Origin of the sequence: Agaribacterium haliotis (assembly GCF_002312815.1) — a bacterium.
Taxonomy (GTDB): domain Bacteria; phylum Pseudomonadota; class Gammaproteobacteria; order Pseudomonadales; family Cellvibrionaceae; genus Agaribacterium; species Agaribacterium haliotis.
On the sequence record NZ_NKQJ01000003.1, the window covers coordinates 264843 to 282788 of the forward strand.

Consider the following 17946-nt stretch of genomic DNA (forward strand, 5'->3'; position numbering starts at 1 on the left):
CGCAGCCCGGGCCGCAGACGAAGCTGCAGGGTGGCGTTAATTCACGTACAATTGCGCTCCCGTTAAACTTTGGAGTTAGCATGCAGCAGCTGCCTGAATCACTACGCGACAATGTGCGTATGCTTGGTGAGCAACTTGGCCAAGTTATCAGCGAACAAGAAGGCGAGGGCCTATTCAACACGATTGAAGAGATCCGGCACATTAGTAAACAGCTGGCCGAGGCTCAGGAAGTCGACTATCAACCACTGATTGATTCCTTAACCAAGCTCAAAGACTCGGACATCCTGCCGCTGGCACGTGCCTTCACTCAGTTTTTGAACCTGAGCAACATCGCCGACCAACAGTACACCTGCAGCACCAAAGTACAACCCGCCGACAGCTTGCGCGGCATCCTCAGTGAACTCAGCGAAGAACACAGCCAGCAGAACCTGGCCAAGGCCATTCGCGAACTGAATATCAACCTGGTGCTTACCGCCCACCCGACGGAAGTCAGCCGCCGCACCCTGATACGCAAGTACAACAATATTCACAGCATTCTCGACCAGCTCGATCACCAGAAGGTGCACGCTTCCGATCGCAACAAGCTGCAAGAGAGCCTGGCCCGCTTGATCGACGAAATTTGGACCACCGATGAGATTCGCTTTAAGCGGCCGACCGCGATCGACGAAGCGCGCGGCGGTTTCTCGGTTATCGAGTTCAGCCTGTGGGAGGCTGTGCCCGACTTTATCCGCCACCTCAACCGCATCTGCGAAGATCGCCTCGGCGAGCCGCTGGCGATGGACTCGGCACCATTTAGTTTTTGCTCGTGGATGGGCGGCGACCGCGACGGCAACCCCAATGTCACCCACGACGTCACCCGCCAGGTGATTCTGATCGGCCGCGCCCGCGCCACCCGCCTCTACCTCAAGGATCTCGACGAACTGGTCGCAAGCCTGAGTATGAGCGCGGCAACTGACGAACTGCGCAGCCAGTTAAACGACCCCGAGTCGAGCACGCCGTACCGCGACCTGATTGATCAGTTGCGCGAGCGCCTGGCGCGCAGCCGCGCCTGGCTCAAAGCCAGCATCGACGGCGAAACCGTCGCGGCCCCGGCCGACCTGATCGAGAAAAAGAGCGACATCCTCGATACCCTGATGCTCGCCCACAGCTCGCTGTGTAGCAAGGGCTTAAGCCGCATCGCCAACGGCCCGATGATGGACACCATCCGCCGTGTGCACGCCTTTGGCATCAACCTCAGCCCCGTCGATGTACGCCAGGACGGCGACCGCCACGTTCAAGTACTCGACGAGCTGTGCCAATATCTCGAGCTCGGCTCCTACCGCGAGTGGGACGAGAGCCAGCGCCAGCAGTTTTTGCTCGACGCTCTGCAGAGCAAGCGCCCGCTGCTGCCCGCCAAGTGGCCCGTCAGTGAAGACAGCAAAGAAGTGCTCGACACCTGCAAAGTGATTGCCGAGCAACCCCGTGAATGCCTGAGCCACTACGTCATTTCAATGGCCGAACAAGCCTCGGACGTACTTGCCGTTGCCCTGCTGCTAAAAGAAAGTGGCGTCAGCTGGAACATGCCAGTGGTGCCCCTGTTTGAAACCCTCGACGACTTAAATCGCGCCGCTTCGGTCATGAATACCCTGTGGCAGATGCACTGGTACCAGCAGTACACCGCCGGTGACCAATGTGTCATGATCGGTTACAGCGACAGCGCCAAAGACGCCGGTAAACTCGCCGCAACGTGGGCCCAGTACCAAGCCCAGGAAAAGCTGGTTGAACTGGCAGAGCAGTATGAAATAAACCTGACCCTCTTCCACGGTCGCGGCGGTACGGTCGGGCGCGGTGGCGGCCCGGTTGAAAAAGCCATGGCCTCTCAACCTCCCGGTTCTGTGCGCGGCCGCATCCGCGTTACCGAACAGGGTGAAATGATTCGCTACAAGCTCGGCATGCCTTCGGTGGCCTTTAACAGCCTGCGCACCTACGTCTGTGCGACGCTGCGCGCCAGCCTCAAACCAAGCCCGGCGCCCAAGCAAGCCTGGCGCGATTTAATCGCCGAAATGGCCCAGGTCAGCCTCAAAGCTTACCGCGGCATCGTGCGTGAACACCCGAGCTTTGTACCGTATTTCCGCAGCCTGACCCCCGAGCAGGAGCTCGGCAAACTCGCCATCGGCTCGCGCCCAGCCAAACGCAAGGCCAGCGGCGGCGTTGAAAGCTTGCGTGCAATTCCGTGGGTGTTTGCGTGGATGCAAGTGCGCTTAAACTTGCCCAGCTGGCTAGGCGTGTACCAGGCCATTGTTTACGCAGAACAAGAGCAGCCTGAAACCTTTAAAGACATGCTCGAAAACTGGACCTTCTTCTCGAGCTTTATTGACCTGCTTGAAATGGTGGTCGGCAAGGCCGACACAGCAATTTGTGCCCACTACGAGCAGCAACTGGTCGACGGCGAGCTACACGAGCTTGGCGACGAGCTGCGCCGCGACCTGCAGGCACTCGAAGACAAGCTCAACGAGATCAAACAGCAGAACGACTGCCTCGACAGCGACCCGCTGCTGCAAACCTCAATCAATGTGCGCAAACCCTATGTTGATCCGCTCAACTATTTGCAGGCCGAGCTGCTCAAACGCGAGCGCCTCGCCGGTGAAATGAGCGAAGAGCTCGAACGTGCACTCAAAGTCACCATGGCCGGCATCAGCGCCGGAATGCGCAACACGGGCTAAGCTCGTGTTGCATAGCCCCCCAGATGACTGAGCTGCCCGCCCAGCGCCCGCCGACACCGCTGCTCGATCGCATAAACGAGCCAGCTGATCTAAAGGCGCTGAGCGAGGCCGAACTGGAAACCCTGGCGACCGAACTGCGCCACTTCTTAATCTACAGCGTTAGCCAGACCGGCGGCCACTTTGGCGCCGGCCTTGGCGTTATAGAGCTGACCATCGCCCTGCACTATGTGCTGAACTGCCCAGAGGACGACCTGATCTGGGACGTTGGCCACCAGGCCTACCCCCACAAAATTCTGACTGGCCGGCGCGACGCTTTAAACACCGTCCGCCAACAGCACGGCCTCGCGCCGTTTCCCGCCCGCGACGAAAGCCTCTACGACAGTTTTGGTACCGGCCACAGCTCTACATCCATTAGCGCCGCCCTCGGTATGGCCCTAGCGAAAAAACAGCAGGTTAAACAACAAACAGAGCAGCAACAGGCCAGCCACAGTGTTGCCGTTATCGGCGATGGTGCAATGACCGCAGGCATGGCCTTTGAAGCCATCAACCACGCCGCTCACTGCAAAGCAAATATGTTGATTGTGCTCAACGACAACAGCATGAGCATCAGCGCTAATGAAGGTGGGCTTGCATCGTATTTAGAGCGCAAGATGCGCGGCTTAAGCCCGGTTGTTGAAAGCAGTGAAGCGCCTTTAATAAATTCAGCCAATTTATTTGAAGACCTCGGCCTGAATTACAGCGGCCCAATTGATGGGCACAACCTAACGCTGTTAATTAGCCGCATAAAAAAATTACTAAAAAAACAGGGGCCAAGCCTTTTACATATTCGCACACAAAAAGGCCGCGGTTTTGCCCCCGCCGTTGATGACCCCGTTGCCTACCATGCATTAACCAAAATTGAATCCAAAACCAAGCCTGCACCCAAAGCGAAAGGTATCAAATATCAGGATATTTTTGGCCAGTGGCTGTGCCAGAAAGCCAAAGAAGATAAGCGCTTAATCGCTATTACTGCGGCAATGCGAGAGGGCTCCGGCCTTGTGCAATTCGCCAAAACCTTCCCCGAGCGCTACTTTGATGTCGCCATTGCCGAACAACACGCAATGACCTTCGCCGCCGGCCTCGCCTGTCGCGGGCAGAAACCGGTGCTGGCGATGTACTCGAGTTTTTTACAGCGCGCCTACGACCAATTAATCCACGACGTCGCCCTGCAACAACTCGACGTCACTATCGCCATCGATAGGGCCGGTTTAGTCGGCGAAGACGGCGCCACTCACCACGGCAGTTTTGATTTGAGTTTTTTGCGCTGCATACCAAACCTTGTTATTGCCGTGCCAAGCTGTAAACAAGAAGCGCAGTTATTACTCGATGCGACTTACAATCACCAAGGCCCGGCTGCTATTCGCTACCCGAGAGGTTTGGCCGCCGAATTAGACCTGGGCTCCACTCCAGCTGAAATAGGCAAAGCCCATATTTTGAGGCAAGGCCAACAAGTGTGCATACTTAACTTCGGAAGCTTATTAATAGAAACCATCGAACTGGCCAAAAACCAAAACTACGGCCTTGTTGATATGCGCTGGCTGAAACCACTCGACACTGAGTGTATACAGAATATAAGCCGGGACTACGAGCTGATAGTGAGCCTTGAAGACGGCAGCAAGGCCGGTGGCGCAGGCTCAGCGGTTGGCGAGTTTCTTCACACTATAAACAGCCACTGTAAACTCTTAACACTTGGCTATGAAGATCGCTTTATAGAGCACGGTAAACGCTCAGAACTGCTTGTTCAGCAGGGGCTTGATAAGACAAGCATTAAACAAAAAATCCTAGACCGATTAAATCACCGCTAACAACAGCCTAGTAGCGCTGTTGCTGTTCGTTAATAAGCTCTTAAAAAGCTCACCTGCCATCTAGATTCGACCTAATGTAATAAGGCATCTACTTTTTATGAGTAATATGGGTGCTTACCCCCCCTCTTGAGCAATCTGTTATAAGCTTTTGACACAACTGTAGCTATCAAAACTCCAAGACACGCAGGGTCTATTGCCCCGAGCCGCTCATGAGAATAAGGGCTCCCAAGAGAGCCCTTTACTGCACATTATTTGGAAATATTTTCAACGTCCCCGAGCATCCACGTCTTAAACCAATCCTTAGTTTCTGGGCGGTATAAGCGAAACAAGAAGAACCAATCATTCGCATCGGTAGCGCTCTCGGTCGTCACCCAATTGGCCTCAAAGCCCTTTGGTACTTCATCTAAATTAGGTGCATAATAAATATCAACAGACCCATCTTTATTCTTAACCATCTTTCCTAGGTCTTTGGTTGAGGCTCCTACACGATTCACACCTCGGTTGAAGTTCTTGGTTTCCATGTTATATACGATCGCTGACCAAAAATCCTTTGCAGGTACATCAGCCGGAACATTCAGTTTGTAGGTATCATCACCATTAAGTAAATTTCCGTCGCTGTCTCGCAGACCAGTCAGATAAAAAGTAGCGCCACCAAGTTTGCTAGGCAAAAATGTAACATAGAAATACGTTGCGGCACGCTTGTCGATCAAAATCTCTTCATCATCTTCAAACGGGAACCCCATCTGAGCCTGTTGCCCGAAATTCCAAAATGACCACTCGGATATTTTCTCCCCATCTTTAACCCACAGCGGAGCAACAGTTTCACCTTCCGTCACGAATTTTTTTTGCATGTATGAGTAAGCAAGCTCCAAACCTTCCAATGCAGCTTTCTTCTGCAGTGGCGTTGGCTTGAACGGTTCACCTTTTTTGATGCCGATGCTTTGCAGCATGGAGTATATCGCGCGATCTTTTTCTCGTATCGGGTTATTTTGTACCACATCGTTAATATCTTCGATGAATGTCATGTTGTAATACGGCAGACAATCATAATGAAGCTCCGTCACATCCAGATATTTTGTCGGTTTTATATCGCCATCAACAGCTTCTTTTAGTGAATAAACTTTAATACCTTTCGCATGTTCACCAGCATCAGCGTGAGTAGCACCGTTCAATAAAGTCGGGCGGAACGAATAAGAAACATCGTGCCCATCCATGCCAGGAACAACAATAAAGCCTTGTGCACCAAGCTGGGATACGGTGCCGTATTTATCATCATAATTTGGCGGTAGGAATAGGTATTTTCCGCCCTTACCCTCGTCTGCACCTTTTGACCCCACATCAATCATTGGTACGTGCCAAGCTGAAATAAAAGACCCGAAATAATCAATCTTATCCGTCATTGGCGGTACTTCAACCACCATCGCACCGTTCTTGGTAGAAATCGATCCCCAAGCATAGGCTGTTGTATCATTCGCGGTCAGGAAGCCTTTTTCGGAGCCGAATGGTTTTGTTACAAAATTAACCGTATCGTAGTCTCCCCCTGCTCTTTTGCTTGCCTTGATAAAGTCCACCTGAGCAACTGCAGGCATGTAGTAAATGGCCGCCTGAGTCGCACGCTGCACCATCATTTGGTACTCGATATCTGCATGCTGCTTAGCGCGAGCCAGGATATCACCAGTATCATTAAAATTATTTTTAGTAGGCGTTATAGCCATAAGGCTACCCGATATAAAAAAGGCGGCGAGAACAGTAACAACAAGTAACTTTTTCATTTAATTAATTCCATTAGAATTATAGCTAACAGAGCTTTAAGCACCTGCAGTGATCATAGCTTATATCGTGCGACCACAGTAAAACCATTAAAACCGTTCGATCGATGGCCGTTTTTTAAACCCGCTTCGGCTCGCCAAAAGCGCACCAACTCGAACGACAAACCCATCACAAAGACTTACAAGCTGTAGTCTCTTTCTACCTTGGCAATCCTCACACGAAAATCCTTATACCACTTATCACGCCCAAGCCGCTGAGCCTCTAGATGCTCAGCATTTGCTTTCCAGTCTTTTATCGCCTCCAAATCCCGCCAATACGAAACCGTAATTCCGATTTCCTGGCGAGCGGATTCAGCGCCTAAAAAGCCGTCTTGCTCAGCCGCAAGCTCAACCATGCTCGCCGCCATTTCGGCATAACCTTCAACTTGCTCACTTAATTCTGAGCTAAAAATTACTGCGTAATATGGGGGCTTTGGTGTGTTGATTAACATAAGCTCTACTCCGTGAAGCTTTTAAATTTATCGATAAGCATTAATCAGATATCAAAATAACTTAATCAAGCGGTGAATACTTTTCTCTTCACCCAAATCATTGAAAGCATTAAACCAGAATTCAATGCTAGAAAGTGATTTCAGTAGAGACCAGCGGGACCGTCGACAGCATGGAAGCTGTCGTCGAGCCTATAGGGATATATTTACGGCGTGTCCAGCTGGACTCTGCTGAAAGCGCTGGCCCAAGTCGAAGCCATCAATCGAGCCATTTTTGAGCTACAAACAAAAACGGCTCCCGAAGGAGCCGCTTTCTAAACTTAAAACTCGTAAAATCTTAGTTTCCGTAAACAGGGAACTTCTTACAAACTTCAAGCACCTTAGCTTTAGTCGCCGCGATTACTTCTTCGCTATTACCGTTCTCAAGGCTTTCGAGTACATCGCAGATCCAGTTCGCCAGATCCACACATTCTTGCTCACCAAAACCACGGGTAGTGATCGCAGGGGTACCAACACGTAAGCCAGAAGTAACAAACGGAGAGCGCGGGTCGTTCGGTACCGAGTTTTTATTCACTGTAATATTTGCTGCACCCAGAGCGGCATCGGCATCTTTACCGGAGTACTCTTTGCCGATCAGGTCAACCAGCATCAAATGGTTTTCAGTACCGCCAGATACAATCTTGATGCCGCGCTCAAGGAAGGTTTTAGCCATCGCTTTAGCGTTAACAACAACCTGCTTCTGGTAAGCCTTGTACTCATCGCTCATCGCCTCTTTAAAGCTGATCGCTTTTGCGGCAATAACGTGCATCAATGGGCCGCCCTGACCACCGGGGAAAACTGCAGAGTTCAGTTTTTTCTCGATCTCTTCGTTGGCCTTGGCGAGGATAATGCCGCCGCGAGGACCGCGCAGGGTTTTGTGTGTGGTCGAAGTGGTTACGTCGGCGATTTGCACCGGAGACGGGTACTCACCAGCGGCAACAAGACCGGCAACGTGAGCCATATCAACAAGCAGGTAAGCGCCAACTTCATCGGCGATATCGCGGAATTTCTGCCAGTCGAGAATCTGCGAATAAGCGGAGAAACCGGCAACAATCATCTTGGGTTTGTGCTCAAGCGCCAGCTGACGAATCTCGTCGTAATCCACTTCACCCGTCTCTGGGTTCAAGCCGTACTGAACAGCGTTATAGACCTTACCGGAGAAATTTACTTTGGCACCGTGGGTCAGGTGGCCACCGTGGGCCAGGCTCATACCGAGTACTGTATCGCCTGGCTCACACAGAGCGGCGTAAACAGCATTGTTCGCCTGCGAACCACTGTGCGGCTGAACGTTGGCGTAATCGGCGCCGAAGAGTTCTTTGGCGCGCTCGATGGCCAGAGCCTCGGCCTTATCCACATACTCACAGCCGCCGTAGTAGCGCTTGCTCGGATAACCTTCAGCGTACTTGTTGGTCAACTTAGTACCCTGAGCCACCATAACCAGAGGGCTGGTGTAGTTTTCAGATGCAATCAGTTCGATATGCTCTTCCTGACGGCGGCTTTCGTCTTGAATGCTTTGAAAGATTTCGGGATCAAAGGCTTCGAGAGTTTGGTTCGGATCAAACATGCTTGTCCTCAAGTGGTAAAGGCTGAAAACGGGTCGCGGCACGGGGCCAAGAAGGCGCGCATTGTACACCAATCATGCAGGCTTAGCAGCCTCTTCCTGCGCCGTATTAAGGCGAGCTAAGCCAAAGCAAATGCAGCGCTAGAACCGTTTTTAAACACTTAAGAAAGCTTAAATTTTTTCGACACCTGATCGAGTTCTGAGGCAACGTGCTTAAGCTCAGATGCGCTTGATGCCGCCGATACTGAATCCTCCGCAGCCTTATTACTTGCATCGCGAATATTGCTGACATTCTTACTTATTTCACCAACCACCTGGCTTTGCTCGTGCGCGGCATTGGCGATAACGGTATTCATATCGTTGATATGTTTGATTGCCGCGCTAGTTTCATCCATTAAGGTCTGTGAGCTGCGGGTATTGTCGACACAGAGCTCGGCCTGGGAGCGGCTCGACTCAATAACCGAACAGGCGCCCTGACTGCCCGCCTGCAGGCGCTCAATCATCTTATCGATCTCTTCGGTACTCTGCTGAGTGCGCTGAGCCAAGGTTCTAACTTCATCGGCAACCACAGCAAAACCCCGCCCCTGATCCCCCGCGCGCGCAGCTTCGATCGCCGCATTTAAGGCAAGCAGGTTAGTCTGCTCGGCAATGCCGCGAATCACATCAAGCACACCACCGATCTGTTTGCTCTGCTCATTTAACGACTCGATTGATTCAACCGCGTGGCTAACTTCCGTGGCTAGCTGTTCAACCGCCTCTTGTGTGTGTTTGCTGACACTCGCGGCTTCTGTTGCACTTTGATCAACAGAGCGCGAAGCCTCTGCCGCCTCATTGGCGTGACTTGCAACATCGCCTATCGCCGCACTCATCTGCTCAACCGCCGTTGCAATTAATTCGGTTTCACGCTGTTGTGTCTGGCAGACCAAACTTATCTCATCGGTGACACTCGCTAACTGCTGGCCTTCGTTGCTGAGCGCCGCCGAACTTTTTTTAACCTCGCGCGCCAAATCCTCAACATCCTGGGTATAGCGATCAAAGCGCTGCAACAGCGCGGTTGAGCCCGAGCTGCGCAGGCTCAAATCGATGCACTGCTCGCTGACAATCGCATCGCTGAGCCCCATAATTTCCAGGCTCTCTATGGCTTCGCGCTTTAATTGCTGACTGAACCACAGCAGCAGTGCCGTTTCGGCAACCACGTAAGCCGCGTGCAGGAAAATAATACCGACACCGCCGTCGGTACTGCGCAGCACCCAAATGTCGGCGCCTGCGGCTTGCATATAAAAAAATACGAGGTGGTGCACCGCAATTACTGCTGCGGCAACGACGATCGGCAGCCAGTCGCGGTAGAACAGCAACATCGCCAAAAGAGCAAAAACGCCAAAGTGCATTTCTATCATGCCGTGGGCTTGATGAATGTGCAGCGCCGTCATCAACATAAAAGCCGCGGCCATGGCCATGCGACTGAGCGCACTGCCACCGGCAACGGAATATATAAAACTCAGCGCCAACACCGTGCTCAAACCGATAAATAGCGCTTCAAACCAGGTGCCAAACCAGGGCGCCAGAATAAGCGCATAAACAAAAAGCCCGTAATTAATACCGAGCATAATTCTGTCTGCGCGCTTGTAGTGTTGCTGTAATACACTTAAGTCATTCATAAAAACTCCGCTAAGCCTTGTTTTCCCAAGGGCAAAAACAACCGAGTACATCGTGGTTAATCCAGCGAGGGTTTCTACCCTTCGCTAAATTCAGCAGTGTTGCCTCAACAAAGTCGCGCCCCTGGCCGCAAAACACCCCAGAACTATAGGGGCCAAAATAGGCTAAGCGCCCCTGTTCATCCCATATCGCAACCGCTGGTGCCTGTTCCGGCTGCAAGCTCTGAGCTAACTGTGATGCGCGCTCAAAATACACACGCTTGGCTACAAAACGCTGTTCAAGCTCAAGCACATGGCGGTGAGTGAAACGGCTGCAAGGGCAAGCCGGATCGATAAAATGTTGAACAACAATGCTGCCCTCAGGAGCCGCGCCAACGTAAGTGCTGCTCAACCACGCGCCGGCCTCAAAATTTGCGTGAACAGATGTATTTAAGTCCGCTGCAAAAACACCAAAATGGCGAAACTGAAAAAACCAAAAAGCCCACAATACGGCCAAAAACCACAGCAAAAATACGGCTGCAGCGAGCTGCTTGCGCTGTTTGACGCATAAATTAGATAACACAGTTCTTCCGGGGCACTGAGCGAATTAACACATTCAACACTATCTAAAGCGTAGCTCAGCTTTGGCGCGAAGTTCGTTTTTTGTACAGGAAACACAAGCGACAAGCCCGCAGCTCAAGGAAGAACTTAAGGCTTAGTTAGAAGCTCAAATAGAAATGAAAATAGAAGGGCTTGTTAGGGGCACCGCCGAAAAATGATCGAATGCGGCGGCGATGCCTTCGTGGAAGGTTTACGCCGCCTCGAGAAGGCCCGCGTCCGCTTTACCCCAAAAGCCTTGCAGCTCAGTGGGCATCTTTGCGCAAGCTGGGGGCGCCCGCCCCAGCTAAAAGTGTGAGTTACTGCAGGCTCAGGGCCTCTTGAGGAACGATATCGGCAACAATGGTTTCTGTTTTGGTAACAATCAGCACATCACCGGCTTTAACGTGCTTTAACTTAGACATATCGTTTACCGCTTCAAGCTCCGTCTCACCATCTTTATTCTTCAGAGTGATATTGCCCGCTTCCCTATCGATCGCGGCGATTAACAAGGTTGCCTGCATCTCGTCGATTTTAACTAAACCCGGCTCTTCACCATCTTCCGAGCCGACGATAACCTCGGATTCAACCTTATCGAGGCGCACCCCCTGCCCCGCACGCACCTCATAGGTGGTCACTGTTTCGTACTGCGCTGCGAGAATATCGCCAACCTTAATATCGCCGAGGTTTTCCAAAGCAGAGCTGACTTTAACTGTGCCAACAGCACCGTCATCGGTTTTAAAACTAAGCTCGCGAGTAGCGGTATTTAACGCCGTTACCGTCGCGCTTTTGTAACTCTGCTCGGTGGTTGAAATCATCGGCTTGTCAGCCAGCGCCGACGTATCGTTCGCAACCGGCGCAGCTGTGGCGGTATCAGCAACGGGTGGTTGGGCAGCCGGCTCAGCGGCTTTCTCAGAGCAGGCACTGATAACGGCAATAACAGTAGCAACGGCGACAAGGCGGGTAGTATTCATGAACGTATTTCCTTTTTCTAACAAAAAACGCCGGGCTGCGCCCGGCTTTGATGCTTATTCAGCAGCTTCCATCACTTCGACAGCGGGGTTCTCTGTCACATCGATGGCCACAGCCTCTGACACTGAGACAATTAAGCGGTCACCGACTTTGGCTTTTTTCAGGTTTTCCGGGTTAGCCGCGCTGTACTCTTGCTCAACACCGTCGACATCGGTCAACTTAAAGGTATTGTTCTCAAGGTTAATGGCACTGACTTCAAATGCTTCGGCGCTTTCTTCGACCATCGCCACACCCGGTTTCTGGCCTTCTTCTGCACGCACCATCGCCGCGGCATCTACCTGACCGAGCTCAACCTCGTCCGCTTCAACCAGCTCAAAACTAACAGTAGTCACATATTCCGCAGTAACAACATCGCCGACCACAACTTCACTTAAATTGCGCGCATCGTCGCTAACCACAATAGATAACTCGCCGCCGTCTTCACCAAGCAAAGTCACCACGCGAGTGTCATAGTCAACCGCCTTGACGGTCGCCGTGACAATGGAGTCGTAAGTTGCCGAAACATACGGCATGTCATCGCGTGCCGACTCGGCCTCAGGGCGCTCATCGACCACCACCTCTACAGGTGTTTCTGAGACAAGCAGCTCTTGTTCAACCACAGTGGGTTCGCTGTCATCCGATTTAGAGCACGCAGCAAGTGCGGCAACAGAAATGAACACAGCAAGCGTTTTGAGGCAGGTATTAATTGCGAGAGGTTTTTTCATGATCCGGTCCTTAATCAAGTTTTCGAGTTCGACATCGCCCCCCAAGCGGCTGGCCGCGGCACTGTCAAACGTATCGCGACACCAATGTCCAGCAAAGAGCTTATCCCAGCTGCTGTTTAAAGTTAACGACATTCAAAAATTTTTTACGCAAATAGATCAAATCTGAAAGCCCAAAAACTTAAGTTTTTGTCACAAGCTGACTTAGAGTGCAGGGCAAGACATGTTTTAGGCCGGAAGCAAGCCAGGCTCCCAGCGGCAAACAAAACGCCCGCCGGGAGCCAAGGTATATAAGTGGAGTAAAAGCTAGTGCGAAGCGGCGGCCTGTGTTTTTTCCGCCCCGGGCTCGGCTTTTGGCAAGCAGCGGTGCAAAATAATAAAGCCGAGTACGCCGGAGGCCAGCGAGCCCATCAAGATGCCGAGACGCTCGTCAAAAACCATATTAATGCCGGTCTCCTGAAACGCCAGCGAGCCAATAAATAAACTCATGGTAAAACCGATACCGCAAAGGGCGCTCGCCCCCCACAAGCTCATTTTGCTCATGCCCTGAGGCAACTTGATCCAGCCAAACAGCACCGGCAACATACAGAACAGCAGCACGCCAATTTGTTTACCAAAAAACAGGCCCAGAGCAATGCCAAGCGGCACCCCGTGCATAACTTGATCAATGCCGACTTTGGCAAAATTAATACCTGCATTACAAAAGGCAAAGACCGGCAGCGTGATCAAAAACACTGTCGAGTGCAGGTCGTGCTCAAGCGCTTTTAACGGCGAACGCTCAGGGTTATCGCTGTCTCGCATCGGGATAAACATGGCGATCAGCACGCCAGCTAAAGTCGCGTGCACACCGGATTTAAGCAAGGCCACCCACATCACTAAACCAACGGCGGTATAGGGCCCGAGCTTGGCAACCCCTGTGCGATTTAAAACCAGTAAAATACCGGTGCATACGCCGGCAATAATCAGTGCTTCGGTACTGATGTTGGCGGTGTAAAACATCGCAATAATGATGATGGCGCCGACATCGTCAAAAATTGCGAGTGAGGTTAAAAACACTTTTAAGCTTAGCGGCACGCGCGAACCGAGCAATGCCAACACCCCCAGTGCAAAGGCAATATCCGTCGCCGCGGGGATGGCCCAGCCCGAAAGTGCAGACTCGCTATCTTTATTGATCAACACATAAATAAGCGCCGGCGCGGCCATACCGCCGATGGCACCGAGCCCCGGCAAGATGATATTGCGCTTGTCACTTAACTCGCCATCGAGAAACTCGCGCTTTAACTCGAGCCCAACCAATAAAAAGAAGAAAGCCATCAAACCATCGTTGACCCACAGCAGCAGCGGCTTGGCAATTTCAAGCGCGCCGACTTGCACCACCACAGGGGTGTCGAGCAGCAGCTTGTAATAGGGTTTTAACAGCGGCGCATTGGCAAAAAGCAAGGCCAAAAACGTGGCACTGAACAGCAGTACCGGGCCGGCCAATTGGTGGTGAACATAACGCTTAATAAGATTCATTCAAAGCCTCAAAACTAAAAGAGTTCCCTAAGCCCGCTAACGCGGACACGGCGCGGTGTTGCGCCCAATTCAGCATAGGACAACAAAACTACCATAAAATTTGCTTTGATCCCCTAGTTTCGCTAACTTGCGCGCAACTCTTTTTATTGCAGATCCTACTGAGGACAGCCCGTGGCTCAATACGTTTATACGATGAACCGGGTCGGTAAAATCGTACCGCCCAAACGCGAAATTTTAAAAGATATCAGCCTATCTTTTTTCCCCGGCGCCAAGATTGGCGTACTGGGCCTAAACGGCGCAGGTAAATCCACCCTGCTGCGTATTATGGCCGGTATCGACACCGATATTATCGGTGAAGCCCGGCCAATGCCCGACATTAAAGTCGGCTACTTGCCCCAGGAGCCGCAGCTGAACGAAGACAAAGACGTGCGCGGCAACGTTGAAGAAGGCATGCAAGAAGCCATCGATGCGCTCGAGGGCCTCAATGCCGTTTACGCCGCCTATGCCGAGCCCGACGCCGACTTCGACAAACTCGCCAAAGAGCAGGCCAAGCACGAAGACGTTATTCAAGCCTGGGATGCGCACAATCTTGAGCACAAGCTCGAAGTTGCCGCCGACGCCCTGCGCCTACCGCCGTGGGATGCCCAAATTGCCAAACTCTCCGGCGGTGAAAAACGCCGGGTAGCCCTGTGCCGCCTGCTATTAAGTCGCCCCGATATGCTGCTGCTCGACGAGCCAACTAACCACCTCGATGCCGAATCCGTTTTCTGGCTCGAGCGCTTTCTCGCCGACTTCAGCGGCACCGTGGTTGCCATTACCCACGATCGCTACTTCCTCGACAACGCCGCCGGCTGGATCCTCGAGCTCGACCGCGGCCGCGGTATCCCTTACGAGGGCAACTACAGCAGCTGGCTTGAACAAAAAGAAGCGCGACTCGCCCAGGAAGAGCGCAGCGAAGCCGCGCGTGAAAAAGCGGTTAAAGCCGAATTGGAATGGGTTCGCAAAAACCCGAAAGGCCGCCAGGCGAAAAACAAGGCGCGCCTGTCTCGTTTTGAAGAAATGCAAAGCCAGGAATTCCAGTCTCGCAACGAAACCAACGAGATCTACATTCCACCCGGTGAGCGCCTCGGCGACAAGGTTATTGAATTTCATAATGTCAGCAAAGGTTTTGGCGATAGGCAACTGATTGAAAACTTAAGTTTTACTGTGCCCAAAGGTGCCATCGTCGGCATTATCGGCGGCAACGGTGCCGGTAAATCGACCCTGTTCCGCATGATTAACGGCACTGAAACTCCGGACAGCGGTGAGCTGGTCATCGGCGAAACCGTCAAGGTTGCCTACGTTGAGCAGGGTCGCGAAGGCCTCAACGACGACGACAGTGTCTGGCAGGCTATTAGCGGCGGCGCCGATATCTTGCAAATCGGCAACTACGAAGTTCAAAGCCGCGCCTATGTTGGCCGTTTTAACTTCAAAGGCTCTGATCAGCAAAAGCGCGTCGGCGAACTCTCCGGTGGTGAGCGCGGTCGCCTGCACCTGGCCAATACCCTAAAACAAGGCGCCAATGTACTGCTGCTTGATGAACCGTCAAACGACCTCGACGTTGAAACCCTGCGCGCGCTTGAAGAAGCCATCTTAGCCTTCCCCGGTTCGGCCTTGATTATCTCGCACGACCGCTGGTTCCTCGATCGTGTGGCTACTCACATCCTCGCCTACGAAGGCGATTCTGAAGTGGTCTTTTTTGAGGGCAACTACAGCGAGTACCACGACGACTTTATCGCCCGCAAAGGCGAAAATGCCCAGCCTCAACGCATGAAATATAAGCCGATTAAGGCTTAACACGAGCCGTTGGCCACTCAGAGTGAACACGGCAGTTAACAAAACAAAGGTGAGGGAACGAATGGGAAATGGCTATCGCCCCTCGCCTTTATTTTGCGCTTGAGACTGCGAATAAAAAAAATCGGCGATACGGGCAAAAAGTAGCTTTAAAAAACACCCATAAAAAATCATTTCCCTATTTGCGAAGCGCGCTCCCGGCCATCTACACTGTATGCGTAAACTGCACGCGTACACAGGCCGGGAATTGCCATGTCAGACTCAAGCGAACGTCGACGCTTTACCAGGGTTAACTTCGATACCGCCGCGACCCTCGCCCAGGGCGAGAGTGTCAGCCACACTCAACTTGTCGATATCAGCCTTAAAGGCGTGCTGCTTAAAACGCCAGCTAACTACGAGCTGCGCGCCGACCAGGGTGTCGACATCAGCATCTTTTTAAATAAAGAAACTGAAATACAGATGAAGGTTGAGCTTGTGCACAGCAGCAACCGCTATCTGGGTTTTCACTGTGTCAGCCTCGATGTCGAAAGCGCCAGTCACTTGCGCCGCTTAATCGAGCTCAATATCGACGACGCAGGCGCCGCCGATCGAGTGCTCGATGAACTCTTATTCAGCCATGAGAGCACCCAGTGAGCCACGAGCTGCGCCAAAAACCGCGCTTTCGTTTGCGAACTTACGTGACTGTATTTAATCGAGACGGCGATGCTGCGCAGTCCAAAAGCATCGAAGCACACCTGCTTAATATCAGTGAGCACGGCGCTTTAATTGCCGTGCTCGAAGCGCAGCAGCAAAAAAACGGCGAGCAGCTTAAGCTGCTCATTAGCTTAAACAAACATACAAAGCTCGAGCTCAACGCAAGCATTGCCCACCAAAAAGCACACTACCTCGGCCTGCGTTTTGGCGAGCTTTCCAGCAGTCAAAAGCAAGCACTGCAAGACTTGCTCAATGAACTTGCCTAGAGCCTGTTAACACTCATTAAATACTGGTCCAGGCGGAACCGGCGGTAATGTACCAAACTAAACCATCGGGCCCTTCAGCGAAATCCATCCCCATATCCATGCCATAGCGGCGCGCTATGCGATAGCGAAAACCCAGGCCATAGGCATTGCGCTTGGGCGTATCAAATAAGTCTTCGCCGCTGGTAGCAGCGAGGCCACTGCCGGCAAATACCAGCGTTCTCCAGCGCGAATTAAGCGCATAGCCCAACTCGGTTTCGGCCATCGCCACCTTCATGCCCTGGTAACGCATCGCAGGAATGCCACGCAACTGAATCGAGGGCAGCGCAAACGGCGGTAAAAACTCGGCATTGGCTGCCTGCTCGGCCTGCAGTTTTAAACCGAGATTCCAACGCCGAGATAAGGGCCAGAAATTCAAACCCTGAAAACTACTGAGATCGTAGTTCAGATCACTGCCGAGCGCTTCGTCAAACTTTTTCCAGTTAAGCTGATACTGATAGCCGTGCAAGGGCGTAAAAATATTATCGCGGCTATCGTATTCAAGCACCACGCCGAGCGCAGAGGTTGTTACATCAACCGTCAGCAGTTGTTTCAGCTCATCAGACCACTCTGGCGGCAGCACATTATCGAGTGAGCCCAAGTTTTTTGGGCCGAGCTCTGCTTTAATATAGTTTTGAGTCAGCCCGGCAAACCAACGGCTTTCAGCGACGCGAAACTTCAAGCTTTGCACCACCGCCAGGGCTTCGGTATTTATCGTAATAGGCTTGGGCAACTGCAGTGAACCAAAACCATAAAAATCCAGATTAATACTGCCGCCACCGCCGCCGCCGGCATAACGAATCGCACCGTTTCGGAAAAAGCCCAAATGACCACCGCCAACAAACCAGCTGTCATTGCCGGTATAGGCGCCGGCCAAAGCCGTCACGTTTGGCGGCAATAAATATTTACCGGCATTGCTCTGTGCATTTTTCATCGCCTGCAGGCGCTTATTTTTATTTTCTTCACTCTCGTTAAAAAACAAACCCGCCATACCCAGGCCGCCGTCGACGGACGGATCGGTAATAATGATCGGCACAGGTAAAAATCCGTAGGCGTTTTGCGACAGGAAGGTTGAAAAATCTAACTTGCCGTCAAGCGGGTCAAAAAACTGTGAGGCATAGGCCCTGTTGCCAGTGCTCGCTAAAGCTAACAACAAAAAAACAACCAGCGCCCGGCGGGCCGCAGCAGAGCTAAAATCGATTCTACTATGCACACCAGCAAAACATTTTAAACGTA

Annotated in this window: 14 protein-coding genes; 5 read left to right on the forward strand and 9 right to left on the reverse strand. The window is 52.1% G+C overall.

The window, feature by feature from the left end; translation table 11 throughout:
- Positions 1 to 80: 80 nt before the first annotated feature.
- Together ppc and CFK45_RS05660 are read left to right on the forward strand one after the other, a co-directional pair.
- On the forward strand, positions 81 to 2702 hold the full coding sequence (gene ppc, locus CFK45_RS05655) for a phosphoenolpyruvate carboxylase (RefSeq protein WP_096085449.1): 2622 nt from the start codon (positions 81 to 83) through the stop codon (positions 2700 to 2702).
- 23 nt (positions 2703 to 2725) lie between these two features.
- Positions 2726 to 4546, forward strand: coding sequence for a 1-deoxy-D-xylulose-5-phosphate synthase (locus tag CFK45_RS05660; protein WP_096085450.1), 1821 nt, complete (start codon positions 2726 to 2728; stop codon positions 4544 to 4546).
- Positions 4547 to 4794: 248 nt separating this feature from the next.
- On the opposite strand, the gene CFK45_RS05665 is transcribed toward CFK45_RS05660, so the two are convergent.
- The 8 genes from CFK45_RS05665 to nhaA form a co-directional block, all read right to left on the reverse strand.
- Complete coding sequence (locus CFK45_RS05665) at positions 4795 to 6318, reverse strand: DUF1214 domain-containing protein (RefSeq protein WP_096085451.1); 1524 nt, start codon at positions 6316 to 6318, stop codon at positions 4795 to 4797.
- Between the two features lie 176 nt (positions 6319 to 6494).
- On the reverse strand, positions 6495 to 6806 hold the full coding sequence (locus CFK45_RS05670; protein WP_096085452.1) for an antibiotic biosynthesis monooxygenase family protein: 312 nt from the start codon (positions 6804 to 6806) through the stop codon (positions 6495 to 6497).
- Positions 6807 to 7140: 334 nt separating this feature from the next.
- On the reverse strand, positions 7141 to 8406 hold the full coding sequence (gene glyA / locus CFK45_RS05675; RefSeq protein ID WP_096085453.1) for a serine hydroxymethyltransferase: 1266 nt from the start codon (positions 8404 to 8406) through the stop codon (positions 7141 to 7143).
- Between the two features lie 158 nt (positions 8407 to 8564).
- Positions 8565 to 10061: a methyl-accepting chemotaxis protein gene (locus CFK45_RS05680; protein ID WP_158224609.1), complete on the reverse strand. Its 1497-nt coding sequence runs from the start codon at positions 10059 to 10061 to the stop codon at positions 8565 to 8567.
- 10 nt (positions 10062 to 10071) lie between these two features.
- The gene (locus CFK45_RS05685; RefSeq protein ID WP_096085455.1) at positions 10072 to 10620 is read right to left on the reverse strand and encodes a DUF6436 domain-containing protein; all 549 of its coding nucleotides are present in this window, start codon (positions 10618 to 10620) and stop codon (positions 10072 to 10074) included.
- 334 nt (positions 10621 to 10954) lie between these two features.
- Positions 10955 to 11608 (reverse strand): hypothetical protein, encoded by a 654-nt coding sequence (locus tag CFK45_RS05690; RefSeq protein ID WP_096085456.1) that lies wholly within the window; start codon positions 11606 to 11608, stop codon positions 10955 to 10957.
- Positions 11609 to 11662: 54 nt separating this feature from the next.
- Complete coding sequence (locus CFK45_RS05695) at positions 11663 to 12370, reverse strand: hypothetical protein (protein ID WP_143247485.1); 708 nt, start codon at positions 12368 to 12370, stop codon at positions 11663 to 11665.
- A gap of 303 nt (positions 12371 to 12673) precedes the next feature.
- Entirely contained in the window at positions 12674 to 13882 is a 1209-nt protein-coding gene (gene nhaA / locus CFK45_RS05700; RefSeq protein WP_096085458.1) for a Na+/H+ antiporter NhaA, read from the reverse strand.
- A gap of 171 nt (positions 13883 to 14053) precedes the next feature.
- Here nhaA and ettA point away from each other — a divergent pair, with 171 nt between their 5' ends.
- From ettA to CFK45_RS05715, 3 genes are all read left to right on the forward strand, one after another.
- Positions 14054 to 15718 carry an energy-dependent translational throttle protein EttA gene (gene ettA / locus CFK45_RS05705; protein WP_096085459.1) on the forward strand — a complete coding sequence of 555 codons (1665 nt, stop codon included), beginning with the start codon at positions 14054 to 14056 and terminating at the stop codon, positions 15716 to 15718.
- A 249-nt stretch (positions 15719 to 15967) separates the two neighbouring features.
- Positions 15968 to 16348 carry a PilZ domain-containing protein gene (locus CFK45_RS05710; RefSeq protein WP_096085460.1) on the forward strand — a complete coding sequence of 127 codons (381 nt, stop codon included), beginning with the start codon at positions 15968 to 15970 and terminating at the stop codon, positions 16346 to 16348.
- On the forward strand, positions 16345 to 16674 hold the full coding sequence (locus tag CFK45_RS05715) for a PilZ domain-containing protein (RefSeq protein WP_096085461.1): 330 nt from the start codon (positions 16345 to 16347) through the stop codon (positions 16672 to 16674). Before CFK45_RS05710 ends, CFK45_RS05715 begins: the two co-directional genes overlap by 4 nt.
- Before the next feature lie 16 nt (positions 16675 to 16690).
- Here the strand turns inward: CFK45_RS05715 and CFK45_RS05720 are convergent, their stop codons facing one another.
- Positions 16691 to 17923 (reverse strand): BamA/TamA family outer membrane protein, encoded by a 1233-nt coding sequence (locus tag CFK45_RS05720; RefSeq protein ID WP_158224610.1) that lies wholly within the window; start codon positions 17921 to 17923, stop codon positions 16691 to 16693.
- Positions 17924 to 17946: the final 23 nt, after the last annotated feature.

Coding starts and splice junctions, on each gene's coding strand:
- ppc (WP_096085449.1), top strand. CDS start 81: ATGCAGCAGCTGCCTGAATCACTACGCGACAATGTGCGTATGCTTGGT.
- CFK45_RS05660 (WP_096085450.1), top strand. CDS start 2,726: ATGACTGAGCTGCCCGCCCAGCGCCCGCCGACACCGCTGCTCGATCGC.
- CFK45_RS05665 (WP_096085451.1), bottom strand. CDS start 6,318: ATGAAAAAGTTACTTGTTGTTACTGTTCTCGCCGCCTTTTTTATATCG.
- CFK45_RS05670 (WP_096085452.1), bottom strand. CDS start 6,806: ATGTTAATCAACACACCAAAGCCCCCATATTACGCAGTAATTTTTAGC.
- glyA (WP_096085453.1), bottom strand. CDS start 8,406: ATGTTTGATCCGAACCAAACTCTCGAAGCCTTTGATCCCGAAATCTTT.
- CFK45_RS05680 (WP_158224609.1), bottom strand. CDS start 10,061: ATGAATGACTTAAGTGTATTACAGCAACACTACAAGCGCGCAGACAGA.
- CFK45_RS05690 (WP_096085456.1), bottom strand. CDS start 11,608: ATGAATACTACCCGCCTTGTCGCCGTTGCTACTGTTATTGCCGTTATC.
- CFK45_RS05695 (WP_143247485.1), bottom strand. CDS start 12,370: ATGAAAAAACCTCTCGCAATTAATACCTGCCTCAAAACGCTTGCTGTG.
- nhaA (WP_096085458.1), bottom strand. CDS start 13,882: ATGAATCTTATTAAGCGTTATGTTCACCACCAATTGGCCGGCCCGGTA.
- CFK45_RS05710 (WP_096085460.1), top strand. CDS start 15,968: ATGTCAGACTCAAGCGAACGTCGACGCTTTACCAGGGTTAACTTCGAT.